The following is a 23,102-nucleotide window of genomic DNA, read 5'->3' on the forward strand; positions in this document are numbered from 1 at the left end:
CTCGTCATTGCGAGGAGCGAGCGACGAAGCAATCCATCTTTCCGCGGAGGGATGGATTGCTTCGCTTCGCTCGCAATCACGGAAAGTATTTCTGGCCGGCTCTTAGTTCGTACGCGCCGCCGGCCGCCAAGCGGCCTCGGCGACGAGCGGGGCATCGACATAGCGGCTGACGCCGTGCTGGTCGATCACGAAGGTCGGCCGAAAACTCCTGATGTCGCTGTCCTCGATCATCGCCATGCGGCGGTTGTCGAGCGTCAGCCAGCGGCCGTCGAGCCGCGCGGCGAGCACCGCATGGTCTTCGCCGCCGACGAGGTCATGCAGGACGACGATCCGCAGATCTTCCGGCGCCACGCCGGCCTTGCGCAGCGCCACGAGTTTCGCGATCGCATAGTCCTCGCAGTCGCCGCTGCCGCGGGCGAAGGTGGCGAGCGGCGTCGCCCAGACGTCGGGCTCGCCATAGGCCGCAAGATCGCTGCCCGGACGGATCGCAAGGTTGATCGCGCGGTTGATCTCGCCGAGCCGGGCGCGACCCTGACGCGCCCGTCCGGCTTCGACGATCGCCAGGAATCGCAGCGCCGCCGGCGACGCGCAGCCGGCGCGGTCGCTCTCGCAGGCTGCCAGTTGCTCCAATTCATCGGCGAGCTGGCGCTGCACGCCGAGCCATTTGTCGTGCAGGCCGCCGTCGGCAAGCAGGCTGGTCGTCAGGCCGAACGGCTCGGTCGATTTTCTGATCAGCGTCGCCGGACCGGGCGAAAGCAGCGAAGCGGCATTGAGCTCGGCAACCGGCGCGGCCAGGGCCAGGCCGAAGCCCAGCATGGCGGCGCGCAGCGCAAGCGGGCGAAGCGAGAATCTCATCCGACACCCCCTGTCCGCTCTTCGGCGGGTGGAAATTGCACCGCGCACGCGATCGGATCGTTTCATGCCGGGCAGCATGGCGAACGATCCCTTCGAATCGACTTAAGATGTGGGGAATCAGGGGAAGAGGCTAAAGGGCGCCTGCTTGGGGTCCCGAAAACTTTACCGGTTTGTGAAAGGAAGCGGCGAACCTTTTTCCACTGCTTTGCAACTCATCCTTGCCCTCTGGTTAACCCGGCCGGTCCGCGCACGGGACTGCTGTGATTTGTAAGCTAAGTCACAGCTTTGGCCGGGAAATTGGGGTCAAATGCCCGCTCTGGGCTAAGGGGAAATAGAGGCAAGTACAGAAATGCCAATCAATACCACGAATACGTGGCTCAGTACGTATCTTGGCTTGAATCCCACCTTATGGTACCGTCAAACGAATCCGAACTACACGGCTCTTCACAGCGTGAGCCAAGTCACATCCAGTCAAACCGCACAACAGGGCCACCTTGCGCAAGCACAGAGTGGTTTCGCCAAGCTTTATCCGATGATATGCAGGCATAATCATTCGGATATTCTAACAATATTAACTCTCGTGCGGTGATCCGCAGTGAACTTTGTCGAGAAATTCGACGGCCTGTTGCCGAACACGGACGCTTATGCCCGTGGATACGTGCACGTCGACAGCGTTTCCACGCATGCTCCGCCCGGCGCGATCATCGTCGACGACGGGCAATTGCTGTTCACCGGCGACCTCAAGCGGGCCGGGCTCGACCTCGTCATCGCGAAGGACGATCGGGAACTCGTCCTGCACGACTATTTCAAGGGCGAGAAGCGCGCGCCGCTGGCGTCGCCTGACGGCGCGCATCTCACCGGCGATCTCGTCAGCGCACTCACCGGCTATACTCAATATGCCCAGGCCGGCGGCGCGGCGGAGCCGGCCAAGGTCATCGGCCATGTCACCAAGCTGACCGGGAACGCGACGGCCATCCGCAACGGCGTCGCGATCGTCCTGAACCAGGGCGATAACGTCAACAAGGGTGACGTGGTGCAATCCGGCGGCGACTCGACGCTCGGCATCACCTTCATCGACGGCACCGTGTTCGGTCTCGGCCCGAACGCCAAGATGGTGCTGAACGAAATGATCTACGACCCGAACGGGTCGAGCAATACGTCGCTGATGAGTCTGGTCTCGGGCACGATCTCCTTCGTGGCCGGCGCGACCGCCAAGCACGGCGACATGAAGGTCGATACGCCGGTCGCGACCATGGGCATCCGCGGCACCGCGGTGCTGGTCGAGATCGATTTCGACGTGCAGGGCACCGGCGGCGTGCCGCCGGCCAAATTCCAGGTGCTGGTCGAGCCCGATGGCAGCACCGGCTCCTACATCCTGTTCGACAAGACGACGCTCAATCCGATCGCGACCGTCGATCAGGCCGGCACCCAGACCATTGTCAACGGCCAGGGCAGCGTCAGCTTCGTCTCGTCGGCGCAACTGTCGACCGATGCGCAGAAGCTGATCTCCGACGTCTTTGCGCTGAAGTTCACGGACAACAACAATCCCAACACCAAGCTCACCACCAACTTCACGGACAGCGTCGTCCCGGTCTCGAGCAGCTTCAAGCTCACCAGCAGCGACAGTGGCGCGCCGATCATCATTCTGCTGACCTTCGTCAACACGACCGGCCCTCAGGCCGGCGGCGTTCCCAACAGCAGGATCGAGCACATCCCGGGGCCGCCGCAGGTCGTGACCCAGGACGCGGCGTTTACCGAGCGGCCGGGGCTGACCCAAAGCGGGCTGTTCGACACCGCGACGGGCCAGATCAAATGGCTGGACCTCAATGTCGGTGACATACCGAGTGCGAAGGTCGACTATTCCGCGTTCAGCTACCGGGACGCCGACGGCAGCGACGTGACCTCATCGCTGACGGCAGCGCAGCTTGCGGCCATCAAGACCGTCGAGATCCCGTTGCTGCTCGAGCCCGATCCGAACAACAAGAATGCCGGTTCGGCGACCTGGACCTACAACCTTGCCGACAGCGCGTTCGACTTCCTGGCTGCCGGAGAAACGCTGACGCTGGCCTATGTCGCGCGCGTCGATAACAATTTCGCACCGAACAACGAGACCACGTTCAAGACCTTCACGATCACGATCACCGGCACCAACGACTCCCCGGTGGTGACGTCCTCGGCGCAGGCCGGTTCGATCACCGAACTCCCAGCAACGACGAATTCCGCCCAGCCTGATACGGCGCACGGCACGCTGACATTTACCGATGCGGATCTGACCGACACGCATACGGTCACCATCACCGGCGTCACCGAGGCCGGCGTCACCACCGGACTTGCCAGCCATGCCACCGTGCTGAGCTGGCTGTCGTTGGGCGCGCTGACGGATTCGACCGATGGCGTGACGGGATTGCGCTCCTGGACGTTCTCGGCCGCCGACAGGAGCTTCGACTATCTCGCCACCGGCGAGACGCTGACGCTGACCTACACGGTCGAGATCGACGACCATCAGGGCGGCGTCGTCACGCTGCCGGTCACCATCACGATCGTCGGCACCGACGACAGGCCGGTGATCACCTCGCCGACCCAGGCGGCCGCCATCACTGAAGCCGAGGAGACGACCGGCTCGGTCGTGCCGGATACCGCATCCGGTACCGTGACCTTCGTCGATGTCGATCTCAGCGACACCCACAGCGTCACCGTTGCCGGCGTCACCGAAACGGGCGTGACCACGGGGCTTCCCGATCAGGCGACGATACTGGGCTGGATGTCGCTCGGCACGCTGACGGATTCGACCGGCGGCGTAACCGGATCGCGCGCCTGGACTTTCTCGGCCGCCGACAGGAATTTCGACTATCTCGCTGTCGGCGAGACGTTGACGCTGACTTACCTGATCCAGGTCGACGACCACCACGGCGGTGTCGTCACCCAGCCCGTCACCATCACCATCACGGGCACCAACGACGTGCCGACGTTCACGTCGGAGCCGCCGACCGCCACGGTCCCCGAGATGATCGGCGAGACCGGATCGATCAAGCTCGACGTGGCCCAGGGCGCGGTGACATTTGCCGACGTCGATCTCGGCGACACCCACATCGTGTCCATCACCGGCGTCGCGGAATCCGGAACGACCACAGGCCTGCCTGAGGACGAGTCCACGATTCTGAACTGGCTCTCGCTGGGGACGCTGACCGATTCGACCGGCGGGGTCGCCGGATCCCAGGCCTGGACCTTCTCGGCCGCCGACCGCAATTTCGATTATCTTGCCGACGGTGAGACACTGACGCTGACCTATACGGTCGAGGTCAATGACCATCATGGCGGCGTGATCAGCCAACCGGTGACGATCACGATTACCGGCAGCAATGACGCGCCGATCGTCACGTCGGCGCCTCAGGCGGCCATCATCCCCGAACAACCCGATACGACCGGTTCATCGACGCTGGACAGCGCATCCGGCACCGTGACCTTCACCGATGTGGATCTCAGCGACACCCACACCATGACCATCACCGGCGTCGCCGAATCCGGGGCGACCACGGGCCTGCCCGACGAGGCCACGATCCTGAACTGGCTGTCGCTGGGGACGTTGACGGACGCGACCGGCGGTTCAACCGGATCGTCGACCTGGACGTTCTCGGCCGCGGACCAGAATTTCGACTATCTCGCCCTCGGCGAGACGCTGACGCTGACCTACACGATCCAGATCGACGACCACCATGGCGGCGTCGTCAACGAGCCCGTGACGATCACGATCAACGGCGCCAACGACGCGCCGACACTCGCCGACGTCAATGCCGGCACGCTCACCGATACCGCCGATAACGACACGTTCGGCACGCTGACCGGCACGCTCCATGGCAACGACGTCGACCATGGCGAAACCGCGACGCTGACTTATGCCGCGCTCAATTCGGACCACACTGCGGTCACGCAGATCGCGGGCCTCTACGGCTCGCTGACCGTCAACCCGGACGGCACCTACAGCTATGTTCCCGATGCTGCCGCGATCAACGCGTTGGGCAGGGGCACCTATGCCGACACGTTCGATGTGGAGACGATCGACGCGCATGGCGCCGTCGGGACCGCGAAGCTGACGATCGACGTGATCGGCGCCAACGACGCGCCCGTGATCCACACCGACAACGTCAGTATCACCGAACATCCCAACGGGACCGAGACGATCTCCGGCCTGACCGTGACGGACGCCGATGCGACGGCCGACGAGACCTTCAACATGGCCGCGGCGACGACGCCCGGTGCGGGCAGCAGCGTTGCGCCTTCGTCGCAGGAGGGGCTTCTCTCCGGCATCAACACCGCGCTTGGATCGTCGGGTCTCGTTTACAACCCCGGCCAGACGGCTCCGGCGACCGACACGATCGCGCTTTCCGTGACCGATGGCCATGGCGCAACCGATACGGTCAACCTGATCTTCAACGTCCAACAGGATCGGCCCGAGCCCGTGATTCTGACCGGGACCAGCGACAAGGACGTGTTTTTCGGGTCGGGTTACCAGGACAAGTTCGTGTTTGCGCCGAACTTCAACCACGACACGATCCTGAACTTCACGCCAGGCGAGGACCAGATCGATCTGTCCACGGTCGTCTCGATAAGCACCTTCAGCACCTGGTTCGATCAGCATGTTGCGATATCGCCGACCAATTCGGCGGATACGCTGATCACGATCGACAGCGCAGACACGATCACATTGCACAATGTCGCGAAGGCGAGCCTGTCCCAGAACGACTTCATTATTCATTTTGCGTGACGGGCGCGCGGCCGCGCCGCCGGGGGGCTGGCCCGGCTGATTGTGCACTGCGCATGCTTGCTCGATTGGAACAATTCTGCGCGCGTGATATCCAGATGGCATGAAACGGCTGAAGGCGATACGCAGGTGGTTCGCACGGCGCTTCGGCTATGCGCGGCTGGTCTGCGTGGCGCTGTTGATCGGCATTGCTGCGCTGCGGATCGTGGATCCGGCTCCGGTCCAGGAGCTTCGCGTCAGGACGTTTGACACATTCCAGGCGCTGCAACCGCGCCAGAAGACCGCGCGGCCGGTCACCATTGTCGACATCGACGAAAAGAGCCTCGCCGATCCCCGGCTCGGACAGTGGCCGTGGCCGCGGACCCGGCTCGCCGACATCGTCACCAATCTCACCCGGCTCGGCGCCGTGGTGATCGCGTTCGACGCGGTGTTCTCCGAGCCGGATCGTCTCAACCCCGATATCGCCGCCGATACGTTCAGCAGCCTCGATGAGGAGATGCGCGCGAGGCTGCGGCAGCTGCCGAGCAACGACAGCATCATGGCCGAGGCCATCAAGAACTCGCGCGTGGTGCTCGGCGAATCCGGCGGGCCCAACGTGCGCGCCGACCTCAACGAAAAGCTTCCGGTCACCGGACTTGCGATGCTCGGTGAGGAGCCGCAGCCTTTCATGTACATGTTCCCGGGGTTGCTGCGCAACGTGCCGGTGCTCGAGGAGGCGGCTGCCGGGCGCGGCCTGTTCACGATCAGGCCGGAGCGCGACGGCATCGTCAGGCGCGTGCCGATGATCATGGTGGCGCAGGGCATCACCATGCCGTCGCTGAGCTTCGAGATGCTGCGGGTGGCGAGCGGCTCCGGCACGATCCTGATCAAGGCCGACAAGGCCGGTATCAAGAGCCTGGGTCTCAAGGGCTTTGCGATCCCGACCGATCTCCACGGCCAACTCTGGATCCACTACGCCCGCCGCGATCCCTCGATCTATGTCTCGGCGGTCGATGTGCTGGACGGGCGCGTCTCACCGGACCGAATTGCCGGCAAGCTGATCGTGATCGGCACCTCAGCAACCGGGCTGAACGACATCAAGACGACGCCGGTGACGCCGGCGATGCCTGGTGTCGAGGTTCACGCCCAGGTGCTGGAGAGCGCGCTGACCGGCGATGTCGTTTCGCAGCCGAACTACGGCATCGGCATCGAGTTCTTCGCCGCGCTGATCATGGGGCTCCTTGTCATCGCCTTCGCGCCGAAGTTCGGTCCGATCACGTTGGTCGCCGTCGGCGGAATGTTTGCCTCGGTGCTGATCGGCACCTCCTGGTATTTCTATTCCCAGCACCGGCTGCTGATCGACTTCACCTATCCGCTGATGTCGACCACGGCGATCTATCTCACGCTGATCTTCTCCGCCTTCGTGCGCGAGCAGCAGCAGCGTCGACAGATCAGGTCGCAATTCGTGCAGTACATGTCGCCCGCGCTGGTCGAGCAGCTGGCACAGTCGCCGGAGCGGCTGGTGCTCGGCGGCGAGGAACGCGAGATGACCATCATGTTCTCGGACATGCGCGGCTTCACCTCGATCTCGGAAACCTACAAGAGCAATCCGCAGGGCCTTACGGCGCTGATGAACCGCTTCCTTACTCCGCTTTCCAACGCGATTCTCGCCCGCAAGGGAACCATCGACAAATATATGGGCGACGCCATCATGGCGTTCTGGAACGCGCCGCTCGATGACAAGCAGCACCAGCTCAACGCCTGCGATGCGGCGCTCGACATGCTGGAGCGCGTCGACGACCTCAACCGTGAGCGCGAGCAGGAGGCGAAGGACGGCGGCCACGTCTATGTGCCGCTCAACATCGGTGTCGGTCTCAACACCGGCTCCTGCGTGGTCGGCAATATGGGCTCCGATGTGCGCTTCGACTATTCGGTGTTCGGCGACAGCGTCAATCTGGCCTCGCGACTTGAGGGACAGTCCAAAGAGTACGGCTTCCCGATCATCGTGGGATCGAAGACTGCGCTTGCGGTGAAGGAGAAGTTTGCGATCCTCGAGCTCGATTTCATCATGGTCAAGGGCAAGAAGGAGCCCGAGGTGATCTATGCGATTGCCGGCCGCGAGGATGTCGCGAGCTCCGGCCGTTTCCAGCGGCTGCGCAACCTGACCATCGAGATGCTCGCCTGCTACCGCGGCCGCGATTGGGACGGCGCGCTCGGCGCGATCGAACGCGGCCGCAAGACCGACGAGGCGCAGACGCTGCAACATCTCTACCGCCTCTACGAGGCGCGCATCCACGCCTTCCAGAAGGAGCCGCCGCCCGACGACTGGAACGGCGCATTCGCGTTGACGACGAAATAGCCGACGCAAGCCCGCTGTCGTCCCGGCGAAGGCCGGGACCCAACCACGAATGGTCGTTGACGGAAGATCGTCTCGCCGCGTGCCCATTGCGGCGGCCGCGGCGTATGGGTGCGCAATTGCGCACCAGGCCGGGACGACGATGGAATGTCTATTCCAGCCCGATTTGGGTCAGATCCTGGAACCAGTGCTGCGCCTGCACGAAGGTCTTCACCTTCGGCGACAGCGCGTGCGGATTGGTGTCGTGCACCACCCACACCAGCGCGGCATCGTCGACGATCAGCGCGTGCGCCTGCGCCAGCAGCGCATCCTGTTTGGCGGAATCGAAGGTCTGCTTGGCCTCGTCGATCAGCGCATCGACCTTCGGGTTCTTGTAGCCGCCCCAGTTGACGCCGACCGGCGCCACCTGGCCGGAGTGGAAGAACCGCACGATGGCGTAGAGCGGATCCGACGTGACATAGGCGATGTTGTTGGCGGTGATGCCGGCATTCATCTCGTCCGCCGCGCCCTTGCGCCAGTGCGTATATAATGTCTCGAGCTCGACCACCTTGAAGTCGATGTCGATGCCGATCTCCTTGAAGCTCTGCTGCAGGAACTCGTTCATCGGCAGCGACAGCATCTGCCCGGTGCCGCCCTGGGCAATGATGAACGTCGTCTTCAGCGGCTTATCCTTCGAATAGCCGGCTTCCTCCACCAGCTTCTTCGCGGCCGCGAGGTCGTATTTCAGTTCGAACGTCGGCTTGCCGAACCACGGGCTCGACGGATCGACCTGGCCCTTGGCGGGCTTGGCGAGGCCGTTCATCAGTCCAACCACCGCGTCGCGGTCGATCGCGAGGTTGAGCGCCTTGCGCAGGCGGATGTCGGTCCATGGGGAGCCCGGCAGCACGCTCAAGTGATAGTTCCAGACATGCGGCGTCACGTTGTCGACGATCCGCATGCCGGCGGCCTTGAGCTGCGGCACGGCGTCGGGCGCCGGCGTTTCGATCAGGTCGACCTGGCCGGCCAGCAGCGCGTTGGTCCGGGTCAGCGCCTCCGGCATCGGAATCAGGATCATCTTGTCGACCTTCGCAAGCCGCTTCTTGTCCCAATAGTCCGGGTTCTTCGTCAGTTCGGCGAGCTCGCGCGGCACCAGCTTGGTCAACTTGAACGGACCGGTGCCGGAGGGCTGACTGGCGAACTTGTCCCAGTCCTTGCCGAGCTTTTCATATTGCGCGGGGCTGGAGACCAGGAACCAGAGCATCTGATAGGGGAAGAAGGAGTCGACCGTCTTGGTGGTGATCTCGATGGTGAAATCGTCGACCTTGGCGTAGCTCGCAACCGAAGGCAGGCGGGTCTTGACCTGCGCGCTCTGCCGCTTGTCGAATTGCGGTGCCTTGTCGTTCAGCACCTTGTCGAGATTCCAGATCACCGCGTCGGCATTGAAGTCGCTGCCGTCGTGGAATTTGACGCCCTTGCGCAGCGTGAAGCGCCATTTGGTCTTGTCGTTGTCGTCGACCTTCCATTCGGTCGCAAGCCCGGGCACCAGCTTGCCCGGCCGGTCGGCAACATCCATCTCCCAGGCAACCAGCGGATCGTAGATCGTGTAGGCGGTGAACTGATAGGCGCCCGCGCCGCGATCGGGCTGGCCGGTGGTCAGCGGAATGTCGGCCATCGAAATGCCGTAGCGCACAATGGACTCGGCTTGCGCCGACATGGCCGGCCAGCCCGCGGTCAAGGCAAGCGCCATTGCCGCCATCAGGATCGAATTGCGCGCACGCATATGAAGGCTCCGTTGGAAAGACGTTGGAGCCAAATCCTGCAAGCATGATGCCAGAATAGGCATCTTCGCTCCGTTCAGGCCCGAGGTGGGAAGAAATGACGCGCCCGGCGGTTATTTGCTGATGAACTATTCCCCTTGGCACAGGCATTGCATACGCTTGCCCAAGAAATAATCACCAAAACGTCACCAGACTCGAAGGGGCTGCTCAGATGCGTAACAGGAAAACCAATGCGACGGCGATCATGCTGGCGCTTGCGATAGCCACAGGCGTGCCGGCGATCGCCAGCGCCGAGACTGTGCTGCGCATTGGCATGACCGCTGCCGATATTCCGCGCACGCTCGGTCAGCCCGACCAGGGCTTTGAGGGCAATCGCTTCACTGGGCTTACGATGTATGACGCGCTGACGATGTGGGACCTGTCGTCGTCGGACAAGGCGAGCGCGATGATCCCCGGCCTTGCGACAGAGTGGAAGGTCGACGATGCCGACAAGACCAAGTGGATTTTCAAGCTGCGCTCCGGCGTCACCTTTCATGACGGCTCGCCGTTCAATGCCGACGCCGTGGTCTGGAACGTCGACAAGGTCTTGAAGCAGGACGCGCCGCAATACGATGCGAGCCAGGTCGGCGTCACCGCCTCGCGCATGCCGACGCTGGTCTCGGCGCGCAAGATCGACGACATGACGGTGGAGCTGACCACCAAGGAGCCGGACAGCTTCCTGCCGATCAACCTCACCAATTTGTTCATGGCGAGCCCGGCCAAGTGGCAGAAATTCTACGACAAGGCCGAAGGCGCCGACGCCAAGGCGAAGTCGCAGGCCGCGTGGGCCGCGTTCGCCAAGGACGCGTCGGGCACCGGCCCCTGGAAGATGTCGAGCTTCACCCCGCGCGAGCGGCTCGAGTTGGTGAAGAACGAGAATTACTGGGACAAGGCACGGGTGCCGAAGGCTGACAAGATGGTGCTGTTGCCGATGCCGGAGGCCAATGCCCGGACGGCGGCGCTGCTGTCGGGACAGGTCAACTGGATCGAGGCGCCGGCCCCGGACGCGCTGCCCGAGATCAAGCAGCGTGGTTTCAACCTCTATTCCAACGAGGAGCCACATGTCTGGCCGTGGCAGTTCTCGCGCGTCGAGGGCTCGCCGTGGAATGACATCCGCGTCCGCAAGGCGGCCAATCTCTGCATCGATCGCGAAGGGCTGCGTGACGGCCTGCTTGCCGGCCTGATGGTGCCGGCGACCGGCACGTTCGAGCCCGGCCATCCCTGGCGCGGCAACCCGACCTTCCAGATCAAGTACGACAAGCCGGCCGCGCAGAAGCTGATGCAGGAGGCGGGCTTCGGTCCGAACAAGAAGCTGACGGTCAAGATCCAGACCTCGGCATCGGGCTCGGGCCAGATGCTGCCGCTGCCGATGAACGAGTATCTGCAACAGGCGTTGGCCGAATGCTACTTCGATGTGCAGCTCGACGTCATCGAGTGGAACACGCTGTTCACCAATTGGCGGCGCGGCACCAAGGATCCGACCGCCAACGGCTCGAACGCCATCAACGTCACTTATGCGGCGATGGATCCGTTCTTCGCGCTGGTGCGCTTCCTGCAGTCGGGCATGGCGCCGCCGGTATCGAACAATTGGGGCTTCAACAACAACCCGAAGTTCGACGAGCTGGTCAAGAAGGCCCGCCAGACCTTCGAGCCGGCGGCGCGCGACGCCGCGCTGGCCGAGCTGCATGCGGCCTCGGTCGACGACGCGGCCTTCCTCTATGTCGCCCACGACGTCGCACCGCGCGCGATGAGCCCGAAGATCAAGGGATTTGTGCAGCCGAAGAGCTGGTTCGTCGACTTCTCGCCGGTCACGGTCGCGCCGTGAGGCGCTAGCCGCGCAATAGGTACACCCTCTCCCCTTGTGGGAGAGGGTGGCTTCGCAAAGCGAAGCCGGGTGAGGGGTTGTCTCCGCGGACGCTCCTTTCTCGATCGGAAATGACTGTATCCGCGGATAGAAACCCCTCATCCGGCGCGCTCGGCGCGCCACCTTCTCCCACAAAGTGAGAAGGAAGAAAGAACGCAACGTGTTCGCCTATACGTCCAGACGGATCGTCTACGTCATTCCGATCGTGCTCAGCGTGGCGCTGGTGTGCTTCCTCTTGGTGCACATCACGCCCGGCGACCCCTTGGTCGCGGTGCTGCCCGCCGATGCCTCGCAGGAGCTCGCCGCGCAATTGCGCACGGCCTACGGCTTCGATCGCCCATTGCCGGTGCAATTCGGCCTGTGGCTGTGGCGCGCGATCCATGGCGATCTCGGCAATTCGATCGCGACCGGGCGGCCCGTCCTGACCGAGGTGATGCGCGCCGTCGGCAACACCGTGATGCTGGCGATCGCGGCCGCGATGATCGGCTTTACGCTCGGCCTGCTGTTCGGCCTGATCGCCGGCTATTTCCGCGACACCTGGGTCGACAAGGTCGCGACCTCGGTTGCGATAGCCGGCGTGTCGCTGCCGCATTACTGGCTCGGCATGGTGCTGGTCATCATCTTCTCGGTGCAGCTCAACTGGCTGCCCGCGGTCGGCGCCGGGCCGGGCGGCTCCGGCGCCTGGGCGTGGGACTGGGAGCATCTGCGTTATCTGGTGCTGCCGGCGATCACCACCTCGGTGATCCCGATGGGCATCGTCACCCGCACGGTGCGCGCGCTGACCGGCGACATCCTGAGCCAGGATTTCGTCGAGGCGCTGCGCGCAAAAGGCCTGCGCGAGACCGAGGTGTTTCGCCACGTCATCAAGAATGCGGCGCCGACCGCGCTCGCGGTGATGGGCCTGCAGCTCGGCTACATGCTGGGCGGCTCGATCCTGATCGAGACCGTGTTCTCCTGGCCGGGTTCGGGCCTGCTGTTGAACTCGGCGATCTTCCAGCGCGATCTGCCGCTGCTGCAGGGCACGATCCTGGTGCTGGCGCTGTTCTTCGTGCTGCTCAACCTCCTGGTCGACATCGCGCAGGCCGCGATCGATCCGCGCATCAAGCGGAGCTAGCCATGAGTGCGATGTTGGATACCGCATTGCAGGCCGTCCCCGCGACCAAGGCGCGTGGCTATTGGGCGACGGTTGGCCGCCGCATCAGGCGCGACAAGGTCAGCATGGCTTGCGCCATCATCCTGGTGCTGATCTTTGCCTCGGCGCTGCTGGCACCATGGCTGCATCTTGCCGATCCCTATCAGGGCTCGATGATCCGCCGTCTCCGCCATATCGGCGCGCCGGGCTATCCGCTCGGCACCGACGAGCTCGGCCGCGACATGCTGGCGCGGCTGATCTATGGCGGACGGCTGTCGCTGGTCATCGGCATTCTGCCGGTGATCTTCGCCTTCGTGATCGGCACCTCGCTCGGCCTCGTCGCCGGCTATGTCGGCGGCAAGCTCAACACCGCGATCATGCGCACGGTCGACGTGTTCTACGCCTTCCCGTCGGTGCTGCTGGCGATCGCGATCTCGGGAGCGCTCGGCGCCGGCATCACCAATTCGATCGTGTCGCTGACCATCGTGTTCGTGCCGCAGATCACGCGCGTCGCCGAAAGCGTCACCACCGGCGTGCGCAACATGGATTTCGTCGAGGCGGCGCGCGCGTCCGGCGCCGGGCCCTTCACCATCATGCGCGTCCACATGCTCGGCAATGTGCTCGGCCCGATCTTCGTCTACGCCACTGGCCTGATCTCGGTGTCGATGATCCTCGCCGCCGGTCTGTCGTTCCTCGGGCTCGGCACCAAGCCGCCGGAGCCGGAGTGGGGCTTGATGCTGAATACGCTGCGCACCGCGATCTACGTCAATCCGTGGGTCGCGGCGCTGCCGGGCGCGATGATCTTCGCGGTCTCGATCTGCTTCAATCTGCTGAGCGACGGCATGCGCAGCGCCATGGACATCAGGAATTAGAGCATGAGCGACGCCAATCTCTCCGTCGATATGCTGGAGCCGGTCGCCGACATCGGCGGCGCCGCGCAGCCGCTGCTGCAGGTCAAGGGACTGACCAAGCACTTCCCGGTGCGCGGCGGCCTGTTCAGTCCGCGCAAGACCGTGCGCGCCGTCGACGACGTCACCTTCGCGGTCATGAAGGGCGAGACCGTCGGCATTGTCGGCGAATCCGGCTGCGGCAAATCGACCACCGCGCGGCTGTTGATGCACCTGATGGCACGCGATGCCGGCGATATCATCTATGACGGAAGGCAGGTCGGCCCGTCGCTCTCGCTGCGCGATTTGCGGCGCGGCGTGCAGATGGTGTTCCAGGACAGCTACGCCTCGCTCAATCCGCGCCTCACCATCGAGGAATCGATCGCCTTCGGGCCAAAGGTCCACGGCATGGCCGACGACACGGCGCGGACGCTGGCGCGCGAATTGCTCGGTAAGGTCGGCTTGCGGCCGGAGATTTTCGCCAACCGCTATCCGCACGAGGTGTCCGGCGGCCAGCGTCAGCGCGTCAATATCGCGCGTGCGCTCGCGCTGTCGCCGCGGCTCGTGATCCTCGATGAAGCGGTGTCCGCACTCGACAAATCGGTCGAGGCGCAGGTGCTCAATCTGCTCGCCGACCTGAAGCGGGAATTCGGCCTGACCTACCTGTTCATCAGCCACGACCTCAACGTCGTCCGCTACATCTCCGACCGCGTGCTGGTGATGTATCTCGGCGAGGTCGTCGAACTCGGCCCGGTCGATGCGGTCTGGGATGCGCCGGCGCATCCCTATACCCGCGCGCTGCTGGCGGCGATGCCGTCATCCGATCCCGACAAGCGCACCGAGGTGCCGCCGATCTCGGGCGATCCGCCCAATCCGATCGATCCGCCATCGGGCTGCCGGTTTCACACCCGTTGTCCGTTTGCGGAGCCGCTCTGCGCAAACGACACGCCAAAACTCAGCGATCTCGATACAATGGGCCATCAAGCGGCGTGCTACATGGCCATTCCTGGCTCGGGGCACAGCCGCGCGCCGGCAAAAGCAAAAGGAGAAAACGCGGCATGACTAGACCCACACCCAAGGATGTCAAGGTGATCGCGCACGTCGCCGACGTGCCCGCCGACGACGAAGTCGCCACCCGGATCGCCAATTCGATCGGGCCGGCATTCGACGGCTTTGCACCGATCTCCGGTACGCTGCCCTTCGATCTCGAACCCGCGAGCTTCCTGCTGGCGCAGATCGCGCAGAAGATCGAGAAGGTGTCTAAATGAGCTCTGATCCGGCCCTGATGACGCTGACCGCGGTCGCCAAGGCGATTGCCGACAAGAAAGTTTCCTCGCATGAGGTGACGCGCGCCGTGCTGCATCGCGTTGCGGAATGGCAGCCGCGCCTCAACGCCTATATGGCGGTCGAATCCGAGCAGGCGCTGGCCGCCGCCACCGAGGCCGATACCGCGCTTGCCAGGGGCAATAGTCGCGGTGCGCTGCACGGCGTGCCGCTGGCGCACAAGGACATGTATTATGATGCCGGCAAGGTCGTGACCTGCGGCTCGCTGATTCGCCGCGACTTCGCGCCGAAGACGACCGCGACCGCCCTGCAGCGGCTGAAGGATGCCGGACAGGTCCGCCTCGGCTCGTTGCAAATGGTCGAGTTCGCCTATGGGCCGACCGGCCACAACGTGCATTACGGCGCGGTGCGCAATCCCTGGAACACCGAGCACATCACCGGCGGCTCGTCGTCGGGCTCGGGCTCGGCGGTCGCCGCGCGGCTCACCTTCGCGGCGCTCGGCTCCGACACCGGCGGCTCGGTGCGCATGCCGGCGCATTTCTGTGGCGTCACCGGCCTGAAGACGACGGTCGGCCGCGTCAGCCGCGCCGGTGCGATGCCGCTGTCGCAGTCGCTCGATACCGTCGGTCCGCTGGCGCAGACCGCGGAGGACTGCGCGCTGCTGCTCGGCCTGATGGCCGGGGCGGACCCGGAGGACCTGACAGCGTCGACACAGCCGGTGCCGGACTATATGGCCGCGACCAAGCAGTCGCTGGAGGGTCTGAAGATCGGCGTCCCGACGGCGTTCTATGTCGACGACCTCGACCCTGAGGTGGCGCGTATCCTCGACGAGACTATCGCCACCTTGAAGAAAGAGGGCGCCGAGATCGTCAAGGTCGAGCTGCCCGATCAGCGCCAGCTCTCTTCGGCATCGCAACTGGTGCTCGCGGTCGAGGCTGCCGCCTTCCACAAGCGCTGGATGATCGAGCGGCCGCAGGATTACGGTGCGCAGGTCCTGATGCGGCTGCAGAACGGCCTGACCATTCCGGCGGTCACCTATCTCGAGGCGATGCGCTGGCGCGGACCCGCGCTCGCCGCGCACAACGCGGCGGTCAACGGGGTCGATGCGGTGATCGCGCCGTCGTCGCCGGTGCCGGCGCCGACGATCGCGGAGAGCGATGTCGGCAATGGTCCGGGCGCCGACGCGGTGCTGCAGCGGCTGACGCGGTTCACCCGCCCGGTCAACTATCTCGGCCTGCCGTCGCTCTCGATTCCCTCCGGCTTCACCAAGACGGGTCTGCCGGTCGGCATGCAACTGATTGGTCGCTCCTTCGAGGAAGCGGTTCTGCTCCGGATCGGCGCCGCGTTCCAGCGCGCCACTGATTTCCACGCCAGGGTGCCCAAGCTCGCATGACCAACCTCGTCGAGATCAACAACCTCAATATCCGCTTCACCGGCGATCGCACGGTCCATGCCGTGAACGATCTCAGCCTGCAGCTCGGCGAGGGCGAGGTGTTGGGGCTGCTCGGCGAGTCCGGCTCGGGCAAGAGCGTGACGCTGCGCGCGTTGATGCGGCTGTTGCCGAAGAAACGCACGCAGATCTCCGGCAGCGTCAAGGTGCTGGGACAAGAGGTGCTGGCGATGGACGATGAGGCGCTGTCCGGATTTCGCGGCCAGACCGTCTCGATGATCTTCCAGGAGCCGGCGCTGGCGCTCGATCCGGTCTACACCATCGGCCGCCAGATCGCGGAGACGGTGATGCGCCACGAGGGTAAGAGCGAGCGCGAGGCCACGGCCCGCGCGCTCGAAATGCTCGAGGTGGTGCGGATCCCCTCCGCGAAGCGGCGGCTGGACTCCTATCCGCACGAAATGTCGGGCGGGATGCGCCAGCGTGCGATGATCGCGCTGGCGCTGGCTTGCAAGCCGAAGATCCTGCTCGCCGACGAGCCGACCACGGCGCTCGATGCCACCGTGCAGATCCAGATCCTGCTGCTGCTGCGCGAATTGCAGCGCGAGTTCGGCATGTCGGTGATCTTCGTCACTCACGACATCGGTGTCGCGATCGAGATCTGCGACCGCGTTGCGGTGATGTATGCCGGCCAGATCGTGGAGCAGGGCGCCTTGCGCGATATCGTGCGCTCACCGGTGCATCCCTATGCCAAGGGCCTGCTGGCCTCGACCATTCACGGCGCGATGCGCGGCCAGCGGCTGGAAACCATTCCGGGCACCCCGCCCTCGCTCGATCATGCGCCGGCCAGTTGCTCCTTTGCACCGCGTTGCAAGTTCGCCGAGCCGCGCTGCAGCGAGCGCTTGCCGCCGGTCGTGCAGGTCGCTCCCGGCCGTTTGGCACGGTGCATCCTGGCCGAGCCGGCGCCCGCCACGGCCTAGCTCGCCCGCGCGACGGCGTCCGTGATCCAGCGCCGCACCGCCGCGATGCGGCGGTCCCGCGCCTGCTCGGTGCGGGAGACCAGGTAAATCGTCTCACTGTGCGCCGCCTCGAACGCAAACGGCGCCACCAGCCGCTTGCCGAAGCCCGGCCGCGCCTTGATCAGCGGCGCGATCGCAATCGCGACGCCGAGCCCGTGTTCGGCGGCCTCCAGCATCGCCGGCACGCTGTCGAGCCACAGATGTCCGCGCGGAGCGAGATTCGGCAGCCCGGCCTCCCTCAGCCAGGCCGGCCACGCCCGCGGCTGCGTCGTGACATGGATCAGCACCTCGCGCGACAGGTCCGCAGGGGTCCGAAGACCAGCCTTGACCAGCGCCGGCGTGCAGACTGGCAATCCTTTGACCTGTACCAGCGGCTCGACCTTCAGCCCGGTGGCATGTTCCCGCCCGTAGCGGATCGCGACATCGACGCGCGATCCGTTGAAGTCGGCATATTGGTGGGTGGCCTCGATCCGCAGCGTCAGTTGCGGATGGCGCCGCTTGAACTCCGGCAGCGCCGGCAGCAGCACGGCACTGGTGAAGAACGGCAATGAGCTGATCCAGAGCTCGCCGCTGGCCTCGCCGCGTCGCCGCAGCATGTCACGGCTCGCCTCCTGCAGCGTCGCCAGCGCGGCCGACACTTTTGCAAGGTAGCGCTCGCCGTCGTCGGTCAACCGCACCTGGCGCGCGCCGCGGACGAACAGTTTGGTGCCGAACTGCTCTTCCAGCCCGCGGATCTGGTGGCTGATCGCCGACGGGCTCAGCGACAGGTCTCGCGCGGCACGCCGGAAGCTGAGTTGAGTGGCCGCGCGCTCGAAGGCGAGCAGCGCCGGCAGCGGCGGGATCACCCGCGGATCGGGGGCATCCAATGGATGAATCTTGCTCACCTGAAGTGATGAATGGCCTTTTGTCATGGCCGCTATTCTTGGATCAGATTGGCCAAACGCTCAATCCTGCTCATCTCAGGGGATCATTCGCCTTGGCCATCTTCGAACCGCTCGCCACGTCCCATCACTGGAAGCCGGCGGCGCTGGCGGCCGGGCCGTTCACAGGCCTTCAGGGCGGCGCGGTCGCAAGCCTGCTGACCGGCGAGGTCGAGGCCATGGCCGGCGCGCGCAATTGGGGCACCGCGATCTCGGCGGCGGCCTGGTTCCTGCGGCCGACGCCAATGGCGGAACTGCGCACGCACGTCACCGTGGTGACCGAAGGCGGCCGGGTCAGTGTCGTCGACAACACGCTCTGGCCGGCCGGCGAGGAGCAACCCTGCGCGACGGTACGCGTGACGCTGTCGCGCGAGCGTGCCGTCGAGGTCCCGGGATTTTACGGGAGCGCAGCCGATCCGGTGGATCCCACGGTGTTTCCGTTGCGCAGCCCACACGCGGTCCATGGCCGCAGCTGGTTCATGGATGCGATGGAAGCCCGTGCCGGCGGCGATACCGCCTGGTTTCGCTTGCATCACGCCGTCATCGCGGACGCCGGCCCGTTGGCGCGGGTGCTCGGCCCGGCTGACTGGACCCACGGCATCGCGCGGCCGGTCCAGAACGTGGTGGCAGACCCCAATCCGAACCTTGCGGTGCAGCTGTTCCGGTCGCCGCGGGGCGCCTGGATCGGCGTTCGCGCCGATGCGCGCTGGCGCCCGGAGGCGGGGCTCGGCGTCGGCAGCGGGGTGTTGCTCGATGTGGATGGCGAGATCGGCCGGGTCTCGATGTCGGTCATTCTCGTGCCGCTTCCGGGAAGCGCGCCCGCGCGAGGCCAGGGTTCCGCCGCCGGTTAACCCTAATTTATTCCGTCAACTGTCGGTGCGATCACAAAATGAGGCCGCGAACCATGCTTTGGTTCACGCGACTTAAAATGGACGGTGGTCGCAAACGTCTATACAACGTGGCGATCACGTAACTCTTTTGTTTTGCAGAGATCAGTTTTTATGGCAGCCGCGCCCGCTGTCCGGCGTTCCGAACTGGCTGAGGCGCTGCGCGCTTGCCGCAGCGCCTTTATCGGCGTCGGCCTCATCAGTTGCATGATCAACCTGCTCTACCTGACAGGTTCGATGTTCATGCTGCAAGTCTACGACCGGGTGCTGCCGAGCCGCAGCGTTCCGACCCTGGTCGGCCTCGTGGTCATCGCCGCGGTCCTCTACATGGCTCAGGGCGTGCTCGACCTGCTGCGCGGACGGATCCTCGGCCGCGTCGGCACCTCGCTCGACGAAGCGCTCAATGCGCGGGTGTTCGACACTGTCGTGCGGCTGCCGCTGATGGCCGGCAATCGCAGCGAAGGCCTGCAGCCGCTGCGCGACCTCGACAATGTGCGCTCTTTCCTCGGCAGCATGGGTCCCGGCGCGTTCTTCGATCTGCCATGGCTGCCGTTCTACATGGTGATCTGCTTTGCCTTCCATTGGCTGCTTGGCGTCACGGCGCTGGTCGGCGCGATCATCCTGGTGACGCTGACGCTGATCACCGAATACTTGTCGCGCACGCCGGCCAAGGAAGCGATGACGCTCGCGGCGCGGCGCAACGATCTTGCCGCCTCCAGCCGCCGCAACGCCGAGGTGCTGGTGGCGATGGGCATGGCCGGCCGCATGAACAGGCGCTGGAACGAGGCCAACGAGGAATATCTGTCCGGCAACCAGCGTGCGAGCGACGTCACCGGCGGGCTCGGCGCGGTCGCCAAGGTGCTGCGCATGATGCTGCAGTCCGCCGTGCTCGCGGTCGGCGCCTATCTCGTGATCCATCAGGAGGCCACCGGCGGCATCATCATCGCCGGCTCGATCCTGAGCGCGCGGGCACTGGCGCCGGTCGATCTCGCGATCGCGCATTGGAAGGGCTTCGTCGCCGCGCGGCAGAGCTGGCAGCGGCTCAACCGCCTGCTGCAGCAAATTCCGGCGCGGCCCGAGCAGACGCTGTTGCAGGCGCCGGAGAAGAAGCTTTCGGTCGAGGCCGTGACCATGGTCGCGCCGGGCGACCAGCGCGCCATCGTGCAGGACATCACCTTCGCCGTCGAAGCCGGCAGCGGCGTCGGCGTGATCGGCCCGAGCGGCTCCGGCAAGTCGTCGCTGATCCGGGCGCTGGTCGGCGTCTGGATGCCGGCGCGGGGCAAGGTACGGCTCGACGGCGCCGCGCTCGACCAATGGTCGTCCGACCAACTGGGGCGCCACGTCGGCTATTTGCCGCAGGACGTCGAACTGTTTGCCGGTACGGTCGCCCAGAACATCTGCCGGTTCGATCCCGACGCCAAGTCCGACGGCATCATCGCGGCGGCCAAGGAGGCCGGCGTGCATGAGATGATCATCAAGATGCGCGAGGGCTACGACACCCAGGTCGGCGAGCAGGGCACCGCGCTCTCCGCGGGCCAGGCGCAGCGCGTGGCGCTGGCGCGGGCGCTGTACGGCAACCCGTTCCTGATCGTGCTGGATGAGCCGAACTCCAATCTCGACAGCGAAGGCGACGAGGCGCTGACCCGCGCGGTGCGCGGCGCCCGCGAGCGCGGCGCGGTCGTCATCGTGGTTGCGCACCGGCCGATCGGCATCGAGGGCGTCGACCATCTGCTGGTGCTGAAGGACGGCCGCATGCAGACCTTCGGGCCGAAGGAGGCTGTGCTCGCGCAGGTGCTGCAGCGTGCCGCGCCGCCGGTGCCGACGCCGATCAAGATCGTCGCGGATGCGGGAGCCGCAAAGTCATGACCGATCAACCGCGCAACGCACATCGCTCGATCCGCAAGCATCTGATCGTCGGCCTCGCCGTGGTTCTGGTTCTCGGCGGGGGCGTCGGCGGCTGGGCCGCAACGGTGCCGATCTCGGGTGCGCTGATCGCGCCGGGCTCGGTGGTGGTCGAATCCAACGTCAAGAAGGTGCAGCATCCGACCGGCGGCGTGGTCGGCGAGGTGCGGGTGCGCGACGGCGACGTGGTCAAGGCGGGCGACATCGTCGTGCGCCTCGACGAGACCGTCGTGAAGGCCAGCCTTGCGATCGTGGTCAAGACGCTGAACGGTCTTTATGCGCGCGCGGCCCGGCTCGAGGCCGAGCAGCAGGGCCGCGACAAGATCACCTTCCCGCCGCAGCTGCTCGAGCAGGCCAAGGATCCGGACGTTCGCGACATCATGGCGAGCGAAACCAAGCTGTTCGAGGTTCGCGTCAACGGCCGCACCGGCCAGAAGGCGCAGCTGCGCGAGCGCGTCACCCAGCTCAACGAGGAGATCTCCGGCCTGCAGGCGCAGGAGAGCGCCAAGGACAAGGAGATCGCGCTGGTGCAGCAGGAGCTGGTCGGCGTCCGCCAGCTCTATGAGCAGCATCTGGTGCAGCTGACGCGCCTGACCACGCTCGAGCGCGACGCGGCGCGGCTCTCCGGCGAGCGCGCGCAGTACATCGCCTCGCGCGCGCAGGCCAAGGGCAAGATCACCGAGACCGAGCTGCAGATCATCCAGGTCGACAAGGACATGCTGGCGGAGGTCTCGAAGGACCTGCGCGAGACCAACGACAAGATCGGCGAGTTCGTCGAGCGCAAGGTCACCGCAGAGGACCAGCTCCGCCGCATCGACATCCGCGCGCCGCAGGACGGCGTCGTGCTGCAATCGACCGTGCACACCGTCGGCGGCGTCATTACCGCGGGCGATGCCATCATGATGATCGTGCCGAAGGCCGACGATCTGTCGGTCGAGGCCAAGGTCAATCCGCAGGACATCGACAAGCTGCAGGTCGGACAGAAGACAGTGCTGCGGCTCTCCGCCTTCAACCAGCGCACCACGCCGGAGCTGAACGGCGTCGTCACCCGCGTCTCCGCCGACGTCACCACCGACCAGCGCACCGGGCAGAGCTATTACACCATCCGCGTCTCGATGCCGCCGGAAGAAGTGGCGCGCCTCGGCAGCGAGGTGAAGATCATCCCGGGCATGCCGGTGGAAGCCTTCGTCCAGACCGGCGACCGCACCATGCTGTCCTATCTGATGAAGCCGATGAGCGACCAGTTCATGCGCTCGTTCCGCGAGAAGTGAGCCGCGCGCTGCTCTTGTAGCCCGGATGAAGCGCAGCGAAATCCGGGAACAGTCGCTCAGCGGATGAAGTCGTCCCGGATTGCGCTTCGCTTCATCCGGTCTACGCAGTCCTCGTTAGATTGCAGGCTCTTTCCCCAAGTCGTCCCTGCGAAACCAGGGACCCATAACCACAGGATCGAGTTGTTGAAGCAGGCTGTGGCTCCAGCGGACCATCGTCAATTGCCATCGGTGATTATGGGTCCCGGGTCGCGCTTCCGCCTCCGCTCTTCGAGCCTCGGTGAGACAAGTAGCTTGCCCGGGACGACAGGGAAAAATTACCGTTCCAGATTCTTCAACAACAGCTCCAGCGCCGCCTTCGCAAATGCCTGCATGTTCGCCTGCCGGTCGCCGCTCGCGGTCTCCAGCGTGATCACCTGCTGGTGGGGGCCTGCGACAGCCATGCAGCTGTGGCCGGCGGCATCGCCGTAGCGGTTGCCGGTCGGGCCGGCGGCACCGGTCTCCGACAATCCCCAGTCGGTCGCGAGGCGCTCGCGGATCTGCCGCGCCAGCAATTGCGCGTAAGGTTCCGACGCCGAGCGGATGCCGCGCATGGCGTCGTCGGGAATGTCCATCAGCGCGCGCCGCGCGTCGCGGGTGTAGATCACGCCGCCGCCGAGGAAATAGGCCGACGCGCCGGGAACCGCGAGCAGCGATGCGGAGATCAGTCCGCCGGTTGAGGATTCCGCGACCGCAATCGTCTGCTTGTTCGCGATCAGTTTTGCGGCGACCTGTTCGGCGATGGATGTGAGCGCGTTCATCGGCCTT

General features: G+C 65.1%; 16 protein-coding genes. 12 read left to right on the forward strand and 4 right to left on the reverse strand.

Going from position 1 to position 23,102, the window contains the following annotated elements; genetic code table 11:
* Positions 1-102: 102 nt before the first annotated feature.
* Positions 103-855, reverse strand: a complete 753-nt coding sequence (locus ACVMDN_RS40610) for a transglutaminase-like cysteine peptidase (RefSeq protein ID WP_076832612.1) — start codon at positions 853-855, stop codon at positions 103-105.
* A 595-nt stretch (positions 856-1,450) separates the two neighbouring features.
* On the opposite strand from ACVMDN_RS40610, the gene ACVMDN_RS40615 reads away from it, so the two are divergent.
* Together ACVMDN_RS40615 and ACVMDN_RS40620 are read left to right on the forward strand one after the other, a co-directional pair.
* The gene (locus ACVMDN_RS40615) at positions 1,451-5,617 is read left to right on the forward strand and encodes a VCBS domain-containing protein (protein WP_076832609.1); all 4,167 of its coding nucleotides are present in this window, start codon (positions 1,451-1,453) and stop codon (positions 5,615-5,617) included.
* 100 nt (positions 5,618-5,717) lie between these two features.
* Complete coding sequence (locus ACVMDN_RS40620) at positions 5,718-7,952, forward strand: CHASE2 domain-containing protein (RefSeq protein ID WP_057020089.1); 2,235 nt, start codon at positions 5,718-5,720, stop codon at positions 7,950-7,952.
* A gap of 148 nt (positions 7,953-8,100) precedes the next feature.
* Here ACVMDN_RS40620 and ACVMDN_RS40625 read toward each other — a convergent pair whose 3' ends face one another.
* Positions 8,101-9,708, reverse strand: coding sequence for an ABC transporter substrate-binding protein (locus ACVMDN_RS40625; RefSeq protein WP_057020088.1), 1,608 nt, complete (start codon positions 9,706-9,708; stop codon positions 8,101-8,103).
* A gap of 209 nt (positions 9,709-9,917) precedes the next feature.
* Between ACVMDN_RS40625 and ACVMDN_RS40630 the strand changes: the two genes are divergently transcribed.
* The 7 genes from ACVMDN_RS40630 to ACVMDN_RS40660 all read left to right on the forward strand — a co-directional run bounded on the left by ACVMDN_RS40630 (position 9,918) and on the right by ACVMDN_RS40660 (position 17,279).
* Positions 9,918-11,570, forward strand: coding sequence for an ABC transporter substrate-binding protein (locus ACVMDN_RS40630; protein WP_057020087.1), 1,653 nt, complete (start codon positions 9,918-9,920; stop codon positions 11,568-11,570).
* Between the two features lie 199 nt (positions 11,571-11,769).
* The gene (locus tag ACVMDN_RS40635) at positions 11,770-12,723 is read left to right on the forward strand and encodes an ABC transporter permease (protein ID WP_050382524.1); all 954 of its coding nucleotides are present in this window, start codon (positions 11,770-11,772) and stop codon (positions 12,721-12,723) included.
* A gap of 2 nt (positions 12,724-12,725) precedes the next feature.
* Complete coding sequence (locus ACVMDN_RS40640) at positions 12,726-13,613, forward strand: ABC transporter permease (RefSeq protein WP_141340536.1); 888 nt, start codon at positions 12,726-12,728, stop codon at positions 13,611-13,613.
* A gap of 3 nt (positions 13,614-13,616) precedes the next feature.
* Positions 13,617-14,690, forward strand: coding sequence for an ABC transporter ATP-binding protein (locus ACVMDN_RS40645; RefSeq protein WP_076832607.1), 1,074 nt, complete (start codon positions 13,617-13,619; stop codon positions 14,688-14,690).
* Positions 14,687-14,896 (forward strand): hypothetical protein, encoded by a 210-nt coding sequence (locus ACVMDN_RS40650; protein ID WP_076832604.1) that lies wholly within the window; start codon positions 14,687-14,689, stop codon positions 14,894-14,896. The genes ACVMDN_RS40645 and ACVMDN_RS40650 overlap by 4 nt, the downstream gene beginning before the upstream one ends.
* On the forward strand, positions 14,893-16,305 hold the full coding sequence (locus ACVMDN_RS40655; protein WP_076832601.1) for an Asp-tRNA(Asn)/Glu-tRNA(Gln) amidotransferase GatCAB subunit A: 1,413 nt from the start codon (positions 14,893-14,895) through the stop codon (positions 16,303-16,305). The genes ACVMDN_RS40650 and ACVMDN_RS40655 overlap by 4 nt, the downstream gene beginning before the upstream one ends.
* Positions 16,302-17,279 (forward strand): ABC transporter ATP-binding protein, encoded by a 978-nt coding sequence (locus ACVMDN_RS40660; RefSeq protein WP_076832598.1) that lies wholly within the window; start codon positions 16,302-16,304, stop codon positions 17,277-17,279. Before ACVMDN_RS40655 ends, ACVMDN_RS40660 begins: the two co-directional genes overlap by 4 nt.
* Here ACVMDN_RS40660 and ACVMDN_RS40665 read toward each other — a convergent pair.
* Positions 17,276-18,184, reverse strand: a complete 909-nt coding sequence (locus ACVMDN_RS40665) for a LysR substrate-binding domain-containing protein (protein ID WP_076832596.1) — start codon at positions 18,182-18,184, stop codon at positions 17,276-17,278. The two genes, ACVMDN_RS40660 and ACVMDN_RS40665, sit on opposite strands and share 4 nt — an antisense overlap.
* 110 nt (positions 18,185-18,294) lie before the next feature.
* Here ACVMDN_RS40665 and ACVMDN_RS40670 point away from each other — a divergent pair, with 110 nt between their 5' ends.
* The 3 genes from ACVMDN_RS40670 (at position 18,295) to ACVMDN_RS40680 (ending at position 22,298) form a co-directional block, all read left to right on the forward strand.
* Complete coding sequence (locus ACVMDN_RS40670; RefSeq protein WP_076832593.1) at positions 18,295-19,089, forward strand: acyl-CoA thioesterase domain-containing protein; 795 nt, start codon at positions 18,295-18,297, stop codon at positions 19,087-19,089.
* Positions 19,090-19,239: 150 nt separating this feature from the next.
* Positions 19,240-20,991 carry a type I secretion system permease/ATPase gene (locus tag ACVMDN_RS40675; RefSeq protein WP_076832591.1) on the forward strand — a complete coding sequence of 584 codons (1,752 nt, stop codon included), beginning with the start codon at positions 19,240-19,242 and terminating at the stop codon, positions 20,989-20,991.
* Positions 20,988-22,298 (forward strand): HlyD family type I secretion periplasmic adaptor subunit, encoded by a 1,311-nt coding sequence (locus ACVMDN_RS40680; RefSeq protein WP_076832588.1) that lies wholly within the window; start codon positions 20,988-20,990, stop codon positions 22,296-22,298. Before ACVMDN_RS40675 ends, ACVMDN_RS40680 begins: the two co-directional genes overlap by 4 nt.
* A gap of 314 nt (positions 22,299-22,612) precedes the next feature.
* Here the strand turns inward: ACVMDN_RS40680 and ACVMDN_RS40685 are convergent, their stop codons facing one another.
* Positions 22,613-23,095, reverse strand: coding sequence for a CinA family protein (locus tag ACVMDN_RS40685; RefSeq protein WP_076832586.1), 483 nt, complete (start codon positions 23,093-23,095; stop codon positions 22,613-22,615).
* Positions 23,096-23,102: the final 7 nt, after the last annotated feature.

The sequence above is a fragment of the Bradyrhizobium sp. USDA 4510 genome (assembly GCF_054059095.1).